Below are 10177 nucleotides of genomic sequence, written 5' to 3' on the forward strand. Positions count from 1 at the left end.
CTGCACCTGCTGCTCTCGACGATCTGCCGGCTCGACGTCGTCGGCCGCAGCCACCGGCTGGATGCCGCGCTGCCGCAGATCCGCCGCTCGCGTCCCCGGGTGCTGCTGCTCGGGCTCGCGGGGGACCTCGCGACCGACCTCGCGGCGGTGCGCCGGCTGCGCGCGGAGGCCGACCGGATCCCCATCACGCGCGTTCTGCTGTTGCGGCCGCTGGCCACCTGCGCCGAACTGACCCAGATCCTCACCACCGGGGCGTCGGGGGCGGTGCTGCCGGACACTCCGCCTGCCGACCTCGCCCACGCGGTCACCATCGCCGCGCTCGGCGGCGTGGTCTTCCTGCCCGCGCCGCCGCCGACGGGGGTGCCGGGGCCGCCGGTCCAGGCCGAACTGCCACCGCAGGTCCTCGGGCTGACCTCCCGGGAACGCGCGGTGCTCGGCCAGCTCGCCCGCGGCCTGTCGAACGCGGAGATCGCTTGCGAGCTCGCCCTGGCCGAGGCAACGGTCAAGCGGTACCTCACCGGTGCGATGCGCAAGATCGGCCAGCCGGACCGGCTGCGCGCCGGCCTCTACGCCTATCGGCACGGACTGCTGGACGGTCCGCATGCGGGCTGGACGGGCCGTGGGCGCGGATCCGGCCGCGGATCGGCGCTGGACCGAGCGCCGGACCGGGTAATCGAATGATCGGGGTGGCCGCGGGCGCCATGGAGGGATGAACACGTTCCGCGAGTCGGTGTTTTCGATGGTCCGGATTCCAGTCGATCATCACAGGTCTATTACTTGCGGTTATCGGTAGGTTGCTTCGGGTATCGAAATTTGTGCCGACGTTGTTTGATCATGTAAATGACACGATCTTTCCAGGTAAGCGCCGGACATGGCCGCCGGGCGATGCCACCATGGGACTGTGTCTTCTTGCGTTGGACGGTCCGCTCGGCCGTTTCGGCCTGCGCTGATCCGGCGGTGGTGGCTGGATTTCAGCCATCACATGGGTGACTGCTGTTAGGCGTTGTTGGCGACTGAGAATAGTAGCAGTCCTGCTGACCGCGTGTCCCTGTGTCGATGCTGTCCCGCCCGCCGGATGTGCCGGATGTGCCGGATCGGCGGTGTCGACAAGGCCGCCCGATCCGACTGGAACCGATGAGCGACGACGCCCGCCAGCGTGAGCTTGGATTCTTTCTTCGTGCCCACCGTGAGCGCCTGCGACCCGAGGACGTCGGGTTGCCCGCCACACCTCGCCGCCGCACCCCGGGGCTGCGCCGGGAGGAGGTCGCCGCCCTCTCCGGCCTCGGCCTCGCCTGGTACACCTGGCTGGAACAAGGCCGGGTCGCCGCGTCCCGGCAGGTCCTCGAGGCCGTCGCTCGGGCCCTGCGGCTCGACGACGACGGTCGTCGCCACGCCCTGGCGCTCGCCGGCCTGCACACGCCGCCGGCGGACCGCCACCACACCCTCGTCAAGGCGCTGCGTTCGGTGCTGGACAACTGGCCGAACTGTCCGGCGTTGCTACTCGACCGGCGCTTCGACGTCACCGCCTGGAACGACGCCTACACCGTCCTGTGGGGGGATCCCGCCGACGTGCCCGAGCCCCAGCGCAACCTGCTGTGGATGCTGGTGGCGCAGCCCCGGACCCGGGACGGGATGGGCGGGTCCGAGGACGTGGCCAAGGACCTGCTCGCCCAGTTCCGCGCCCAGCTCGGTCATCATCCCGACGACCAGCGCGGCCGTGCCGTGCTGGAGCTGCTCGAACAGGCGCGCCCCGAGCTGCGTGCCTGGTGGCAGTGCCGGTCCGTGCGCGTGTTCACGGGCCGCACGGTCAGCGCGGCCACGCCGCTCGGTGACATCTCGCTGATGCTGTCGGTGCTGCGACCGGGTGACGACCCGGAGTCCACCATCTGGCTCCAGACGCCCGCGACGCCCGCGGACCGGGAGCTGCTCGCCCAGCTGGCGGCCGAGACGCCGGGCGAGACGCCGGGCGAGGCGCGGCGCCCGGGCCCCGCCGCGCGGCAGCGGCTCTCGGCCTGACCGCGACCGGCGGCCCAGCCTGCGGCGAGTTGCTGGGATGGGGTAGTGAGTTTGCTGGGATGGGTGAGGTGCATCGCGCCGAGCCCGGTGTTCTATGTCGAAGTCGTCGGGATTGACGGGGGCCCGGACGCGACTGTCGCTTGCGTCTCCCGGTCTGGTCGGCGGCTGGCCCAGCGGTTGATCCTCGCCCGGCGGGAAGGCCGGTGGCGGCCGGAATCCGGCGTTGTCTCGGGTCCGACAGTTCACCGCGCGGCGGCGGGTTCAGGATGGTAGATGACGGACCCGGTGTGATAGATGTAACGGCGAACGGTTTCGCCGTATCACCGTCGAGCCGTCGCCCGGATCGGTCACCCGGCTTGGCGGCGACGTTCGGGGGAGGCGACGTTTGGGACGCGATGACGTTTGGGATGAAACAGGCACGGCGCGCCGTCGGGTTCGACGGAAATACCGGTGAACGCCGGCGATCGACGGTGGTGGATTCCCGCATGGTATGACGCGGGAATCCACGGGTGACCGGCGTTTCCTCGGGGCGTCGGCCATCCTGGCGGGTGCGGGAGAACAGGAGATCTGGATGATCGACCAATTGTGGCTGTACCCGCCGCTTGCCTACGGGCGGTTGGGCCCGTCGCCTACCCCCTGTGACAACTACGTCTGGGGCCCCAACGACCTGTCGCCGCGGGGCACCGGGCGCACGATCGTCCAGCCGGCCGAGACCCTCGATGTCGCCGAGGACGGGACGGTCACCACCCGGCTGCCGGCGACGGTGACGTTCAAGGACGCCGCGGGATTCCGCCCGGTGTGCCCGTTCTTCGAGCTGCACGGCGCGTGGACGACCGACGGGGTGACGCACGAGGGGCCGATCACCCCCGATGTCCTGGCGGCCTTCGGTCTCAGCCTCTCCCAGGTGCGGTGGGAGGTGGAGGTCGCCAACCTCAAGCCGCATCACTACACGCAGGTCGACGACGACCGGATCGCCGCGAAGGTGAGCATCGCCGGCGACGACACCGGGCGGCGCCCGCTCGACGGGCGCTCCCCCGAGGGCGCCGCGACGCCGCTGGTGCCCGTCGGCAGCCGCGTCCCGCTGGGCAGCGTGCAGCTGACCCGGCCGAACACCGAGCTGCCGGAGCTGCGGCTGCGGTTCACCCCGGCCGTCGGCGCGGTGTACGGCCCGACGGACCTCCCGGCGCAGACGAGCGTCTACGTCCTGCCCGCGGACCGGCTCATCCTCAACCCGCAGTCGACGTGGAGCGGCTTCGCGCTGACCGGCGACGACCCGCGCACCAACCCGGGCGCCGAGAACAGCGCCAGCCTCGGGCTCGTCGACGACGTCTGCGACGGCACGGTGCGGGTCGTCCTGCCGGGGGGACTCACCGCGACGGCCCGGATCGTCGTCGGGCCGCCGGACTTCGCACCCGACCGGCGGCCGTTCACCTCGGCCGCGGACGGCCTGACCGACCGGGTCCGGCGCGCCGACGTCCGCGAGCCCGCCTACGTGGCGGACGCGGCCCGCACCACGCTGGAGGTCCGCGACCTGTTCGAGCGGATCTTCGAGACGGTCGGCGCGGTCAACATCGACGCCCAGAACGACCGGGCCCGGTTCGAGAACGCCGCGATCGCGCGGAGCCGGCGGGAGCCGGTCGAGTCGGTCCGGGACCTGGCGTTCCCGGCGGCCGAGCCGGTGACCGGCCACCCGCTTCCGCTGACCGAGGCGGGCCGGGCGCGCCACCGCCGGTTCCTGGCGCTGGAGGGGCTCGAGGACCTGTTGCGGGAGCGGCCCGAGCTGCTCCCCGCGGTCGTGCGCGAGCCGGCGACCAGGGAGCGTTACTACGACCGTCGCATGCCGGCGCTGATGCGCGGCTCCGACCGCCATCCGATGCACATCACCCGGCGGCAGTACGATCTTCTTCTCGCCTGGAGCGCCGCGCTGCGGCGGGACATCGAGTCCGGCACGTGACGGTCCTGCTGCAGATCGGTCGCCGCCCGCCGGGCTGGGAACCGCGGCCGGCGGAAGGAGAGCGGGCCGCCGTCTCGGGCGGCGCGCCGGATCCCGCCGCCGAGGTCCGCCTGTTCCGCAGCACACGGGGTGCGCACCTGTTCGTGACGGACGGCAGTCGGGTCTACGACCTGCCCGAGGACGTCGCGCGGCGAGTGGAGACCTGGCTGGGCTCGGGCGGGGCGATCGAGCTCGATCCCGGACTGCGCGCCGACCTGGGGCTGGAGCCGTCCACGCCCCGGCGCATCGACGGGCGTCCGATCGACCCGCCACGGCTGTCCGCCCTGTCGCTGAACGTCATGCAGGCGTGCAACATGTCGTGCGCCTACTGCTACGCCGACGAGGGGCGGTTCGGCGGTGCGGCCCGGGCGATGCCGCGCGGGGTCGCCTTCGCGGCGGTCGACCGCCTCCTCGCCGAGTCGCGGCCGGGCGCCGACGTCGTCGTGGGGTTCATGGGCGGCGAGCCGCTGCTCGCCGCGGACCTCGTCCATGAGGTCACCGTCTACGCGGCGCGGGCGGCCGCGGCCGCCGGGCGGCGGGTGCGGTTCTCCCTGACCACGAACCTGACCGTGCTGCGTCCCGAGGACGCCCGCCTCTTCGCCGAGTATCCCTTCGCCGTCTCGGTGAGCATCGACGGCGACCGGGACCGCAACGACGCGCTGCGGCGGCTGCCTGGCGGGGCCGGCGGGGCCAGTGCCTACGACCGGGTGCGGGCCGGGCTCGACCTGCTGGCCCGCCACGGGCGCCCGCGCCACCTCGCCGCCCGGATCACCGTCACCCCGGCGAGCGGCCGGCTGCGCGACGTCCTCGACCATGTGATCGGCCTCGGGTTCGACGAGGTCGGGTTCGCCGCGGTCGTCGCGTCGCCGGACCCGGCGCTCGAGTTCACCCGCCCGGCCTTCGACGAGTTCCTGCGGCAGATGGTCGAGTGCGGCGAGGTGGCGCTGCGCGAGCTGGCCGCCGGTCGCCGGTACCCGTTCGGCAACTTCGAGACCGCCATTCAGCAGATTCACCGCGGCAGCCATCGCCCCTACCCGTGCGGGGCGGGCGCGGGGTACCTCAGCGCCGCCGCGAACGGCGACCTGTTCGCCTGCCACCGGCTCGTCGACGACCCCGACTTCGCCATGGGGTCGGTGGCGGCCGGCCCGGACGACGCGGCCCGGGCGGGTCACCTCGCCCGTAGCCACGTCGACCGGATGAGCCCGTGCCGCTCGTGCTGGGCCCGGTATCTGTGCGGGGGCGGCTGCTATCACGAGGTCACCCGGCGCGGGCGGCCCGGCTGCGACTACATCCGTGGCTGGCTCGCCTTCTGCCTGCGGGCGTACGTCGAGCTGTCCGCGGCGCGTCCCGATTTTTTCGACGGGCGACCGCCGGCGTCGGCGATGTACGGCGGCAGCGGCAGTGACCCGACCACCGTCGCCCGGTGATGGTGCGCCGCCCGGTGGTGCGCCGCCCGGTGATGAGGCGTTGCTCGATGAACTCGATGAGGATGCGTCGCCCGGCGAGGTGCGTCGCTCGAGGAAGGGGCTGAAACATGGCGGATCCCGTGCCCGGGCCACCGGCCGGGAAGATCTTCCCCCGTAACCTGACAGCGCGGGCGGACCACGTTGTGCGCGGCAACCCGGCCGGCACCCGTCCCGAGAGCGGCGTCGACAACTGCTATCCGGGGCTGGAGTTCGACCAGCGTAACCTCGACAAGGCGTTCTTCCCCGGGCTGACCTTCGAGTTCCACCGTCCGGACGGCGCCGTGCTGCGCCACGTCGCCGCCACCGGTGTCGCCGCCGAGCGCGGCCTGACCGACGCGGATCTGCCCCTGCACCTGTGGGCGGCGTCCAAGCCCGACGTCGTCACCAGCGCGGACGGGCAGGTCCCCTACGTCAACTTCCAGCGGCGCGATCGCACCAGCGTTCCGCCGCCCGCCGACCTGGCGACCGAGGTCGGCCGCCGGGAGCTGGAACTGGACTACCCCGAGATGCTCCCTGCCTGGAACGACCTGGCCGTCGTGCTGGACGGCCGGGAGACCGGCGGGGGCGCGCCGCCGCCGCCCCCGGAGCCGGCTACCGACGAGCTGACCCGGGACGAGGTGCTCGCCGAGCTGAACTACCTGGCCACCGTCGAACATGCCCTGTCGGTGGAGTACCTGTTCGCCCACTACTCGCTCGACGCGCCCCGGCTACTGCCCGACGACGCCGACGAGCACACCCGCCGCGTGCATGCCGCGGCCACCGAGGTGTTCTCCATCGCGGTCGACGAGATGCGGCACCTGCGCTGGGTCAACGAGGCGCTCACCCTGCTCGGCCTGCCCCCGAACGTCGGCCGGGCCGAGCGCATCCACCGCCAGCTCGACCGGCCGTTCCAGCTCCAGCCGTTGACCCCGGCACAGCTGGACTGGTTCATCGAGGTCGAACGGCCGAGCCAGGGAACGGCGTCGGGCATCGACGGGATGTACGTGCGGCTGCTGCGCACGATCGATGGACGGCCCGACCTCTTCCCCGAGCGGGACCGGCTCGTCCACCTCGTCAAGCTCATCATCGACGAGGGGGGTGAGCACTTCCGCCGGTTCGGCACGGTCAAGAATCACCTCGCCGGGCTCGCGCCGGAGAGCTATCTGCGCACGATGCGGCCGGATCCGGTCGACGCGCTCACCGGCGGTCTGGCGGATCTCAGCGACCAGAACTACGCTCTGCTGCTCAGCGCCCTGCAGGCGACCTTCGCCCTGGGGGGCCGGGCCGGCGGGCAGCTGCTCGAGCAGGCCCGTCGGGCGATGTTCAGCCTGCACGAGACGAACCACCTGCTCGCCGCGCGCGGCGTGCAGCCGCGCTTCGCCCTGCCCGGTCCGGTCACCCTGCCCATTCCGGTCGCCGACCACGCCGCCGGGCTCCGGCGGGCGCAGGAGACCGTTGCCGAGCTGGGCGGCTCGGCGGAGCGTCGACTCGTGCTCCAGCACGGGGCGGCGCACGAGGCCCTGCTCGCCGAGCTCCTAACCGCCGGCACCGCGCCGGCCTCCGCAACGGCCTCCGCAACGGACGGGGAGCCGGGCGGCTCCCGGACGGAGGAATGACCGAGGTCGTCGTCGCCGGGGCTGGGTTGGCCGGCCTGACCTGCGCGTACCTGCTCGCCGCCCAGGGACGGCCCGTCCGGGTGACCGGATGGCAACCGGATGCCCGTGAGCGGGCGCCGGATACCGGCGGTGCGCGTCCGCGCTGGCTGGTGCTCAACGAGCTGACCGTTGCCGTGCTCCGGGACGTCTGGGACGGCGGCGCCGGCCTGTTCGAGGACGCCTGGCCGATTCGGCACCGGCACGTCCGGTGGGGCGGGTCGGCCACGACGCGGCGGCTGGAGCAGCCCAGCCTGGCGGTCGACGGCAGCGTGCTGGTCCGCCGGCTGGGCGCACGGCTCGCCGAGGCGCACCCGGACCTGGTCCGGTTCACCCCGGATGGCCTCGCGTCGCCGCCTGCCGCGTGGCTGGTCACCGCCGCTGCGCCTCCACCAGGCCGACCGGCCCGACCCGTCGAGCTCGGACGCCGAAACATGATCAGCGCCGAGGTGCGGCTCGCGCCGGCCGAGCCCACCGCCACGAGCCGGCTGGTGGCCGCCGGGTCGGCATGGGTCTTCCTGGCGCCGATCGGCGAGCGGCAGGCGTTGGTGCAGGCGATGGTCCCCGGGCCCGTCGCCCGTCCCGTGCCGCTGCTTCATCGGCTTCTCGCCGAGACGGCGCTGGGAGCACGATTGACGGCGCTGCCCGAGACCGTCGTGGTCGTGCCCGCGGCGCCCCGGTTCCTGCAACCGCCCTGCGGGCCGGGGTGGTTCGCGGTGGGAGGCACCGCCGCCCGGTTCGACCCGCTCAGCGGCTCGGGGGTCGTTCACGCCGTCTGCACGGCGATCCTCGCCGCGGCGGCGATCGAGGCCATTGACCGGGGTGCCGACGAGCGGGACGTCCGCGCGCACGTCACGGCCCGGGTCCTAACCGCCTTCTTCGAGCACGTCCGCACCTGTCTGGGCCTCTACACCTCCGCCCTGGACACCTCGGATCCGGACACCTCCGCCCTGGCCGCGACGGCCTGGCGGGACGAGATCGACACGATGGCGGGTGCCCTGCGCCGGTTCGGCGCGGCCCCACCGCCCTCCTTCGGCTTCACCCTGGTGGACCGCCACCTCGTCGCTCATCCCCGTTGACGGCTCCACCGAGGTGGCGTGGCGCACCGCCGGACGGACATGCGCGACGCCGGGCGGGGCGCGCGGCACGTGCGGGTGGGCCTACGGGCGATGCGCACGGGCTTGCGGCCCGATGCCTATGAGCCGCGATAACAGGATGAACCGCTGCCTGTCTGGACTGGTACGGCAGTAGCACCATCGGCGACTACCTCCCCGTTCGTGCTGGTCCGTGCCCGTACGGCACGCGCCCGGGCCGCCGGTTGCGGCTCCGCGTGCCCCTCGGCCGCCGGGCCGCATGACCTGGTGAGGCCATCGTCGCGTCCGCCCTATCTGGAGCATCCATGAAACGCCCACGTTCCCGATTCCACCCCGCCGTCCGCGTCGCGGCCGTCGCGGCCGCCGCCATGCTCGGCGCCTGCGCGTCCGATCCGGCACCCGTCGGCTCCACCAGCGCGAACGGGGCGGGCGGAACACCGCACCGGGGCGGCACGCTCACCTTCGCGGTGGCCACCGAGGGCGACTGCCTCGACCCGCACGTCAGCCCGGCCGACGTCACCGCTGTCATCCAGCGGGGTGTGTTCGACTCGCTCGTGGCGCAGCAGCCGAGCGGCGGGGTCGGCCCGTGGCTGGCCACGTCGTGGACGGTCTCCGCCGACGCGAAGACGTTCACCTTCAAGCTCAAGGACGGCGTGACGTTCCACGACGGCACACCGTTCGACGCGGCGGCGGTGAAGGCGAACTTCGACCACATCGCGGCGAAGTCAACGAAGTCGCAGTACGCGGTGGCGCTGCTCGGCCCCTACGTCGGCACCGAGGTCGTCGACCCGCGCACGGCCAAGGTCACCTTCTCCAAGCCGTACGCGGCATTCCTCGCCGCGGCCGCCACGGCCTACCTCGGCATCGAGTCGCCGAAGAAGATCGCCGAAGCGCCGGACACCCTCTGCTCGGGCGGGCCGAACTCGGTGGGTACCGGGCCGTTTCGCTTCACCCGCTATGTGAAGGGATCGGTCGCCGAGTTCACCCGCAATGACGGCTACACCTCGGCCCCCGGCGGCGCGAAGCACACCGGCGCCGCCTACCTCGACAAGCTGGCCATCCGCTTCCTGCCCGAGGACGCGACGAGGGTGAGCGCGCTGCGCAGTGGGGAGATCGACGCCGCCGACGGCGTGCCGGCGCAGAACGTCGCCGCGCTCGAGGGCGATAACTCCCTGCGGCTGCTCAAGGTGATTCCGCAGAACGCCAACTACTCGATCCACTTCAACACCAGGCGTGCGCCGTTCTCCGACGAGCGGGTCCGCAAGGCCGTCCAGCGCGCCGTCGACGTCGACACGATCGTGAAGACGGTCTACGCCGGCCAGTACGCCCGCGCGTGGAGCACCCTGACGCCAAAGAACATCGCCTACGATCCCAGCCTCGAGAAGGCCTTCCCCCATGACGTCGCCGCGGCGAACAAGCTGCTCGACGAGGCCGGCTACACCGGCCGCGACGCCGACGGCTACCGCACGAAGAACGGCGCGCGTCTCGTCCTCGACTGGCCCTACGTCGGCGCCTTCAACCGCGAGCAGCGCGACATCGTCAGCCAGGCGGTACAGGCCGACCTGAAGAAGGCCGGCATCGCCACCAAGCTCTACTCGATGGACTCGGGCGCCTACACCACCCAGCGCAACGCCGGCGGCTACGACCTGATCGCCTACAGCTGGGGCAAGTCCGACCCCGACCTGCTCCGTACGCTGTTCGCCTCGAATCTGACGTTCACCCAGGGCGGGGCGAACAGTTCCGGGATCGCGGTGCCGGAGGTCGACGAATGGCTCGCGACCAGCGCCGGCACGACGGATCTCGCCGCCCGCAAGAAGGCCTACGGGCAGGTGCAGAAATATGTGATCGACCACGCGTACACCCTGCCGGTCTACGTGTTCACCCGGACTGTCGGCACGGCGTCGAAGGTCCACGACATCACCTTCGACGCGGACGCCTTCCCGCTGTTCTACGACAGCTGGGTGGGCTGATCTAGGA

7 protein-coding genes are annotated in these 10177 nt (G+C 72.5%); all 7 read left to right on the forward strand.

Going from position 1 to position 10177, the window contains the following annotated elements; translation table 11 throughout:
- Positions 1-681, forward strand: a 681-nt coding sequence (locus ACY45C_RS11670; RefSeq protein WP_462187635.1) for a response regulator transcription factor, incomplete at its 5' end; no start/stop codon positions are given.
- Between the two features lie 453 nt (positions 682-1134).
- Positions 1135-2016, forward strand: a complete 882-nt coding sequence (locus ACY45C_RS11675; protein ID WP_462187636.1) for a helix-turn-helix transcriptional regulator — start codon at positions 1135-1137, stop codon at positions 2014-2016.
- 490 nt (positions 2017-2506) lie between these two features.
- Positions 2507-3970: a hypothetical protein gene (locus ACY45C_RS11680; RefSeq protein ID WP_462187637.1), complete on the forward strand. Its 1464-nt coding sequence runs from the start codon at positions 2507-2509 to the stop codon at positions 3968-3970.
- A complete protein-coding gene (locus tag ACY45C_RS11685) occupies positions 3967-5436 on the forward strand; it encodes a radical SAM protein (protein ID WP_462187638.1) in 1470 nt (489 codons plus the stop codon). Before ACY45C_RS11680 ends, ACY45C_RS11685 begins: the two co-directional genes overlap by 4 nt.
- A 107-nt stretch (positions 5437-5543) precedes the next feature.
- On the forward strand, positions 5544-7070 hold the full coding sequence (locus ACY45C_RS11690; RefSeq protein ID WP_462187639.1) for a ferritin-like domain-containing protein: 1527 nt from the start codon (positions 5544-5546) through the stop codon (positions 7068-7070).
- Complete coding sequence (locus tag ACY45C_RS11695; protein WP_462187640.1) at positions 7067-8185, forward strand: hypothetical protein; 1119 nt, start codon at positions 7067-7069, stop codon at positions 8183-8185. The genes ACY45C_RS11690 and ACY45C_RS11695 overlap by 4 nt, the downstream gene beginning before the upstream one ends.
- 320 nt (positions 8186-8505) lie before the next feature.
- Entirely contained in the window at positions 8506-10170 is a 1665-nt protein-coding gene (locus tag ACY45C_RS11700) for an ABC transporter substrate-binding protein (protein ID WP_462187641.1), read from the forward strand.
- The last annotated feature ends 7 nt before the right edge of the window (positions 10171-10177 follow it).

Source organism: Frankia sp. CcWB2 (assembly GCF_977927585.1).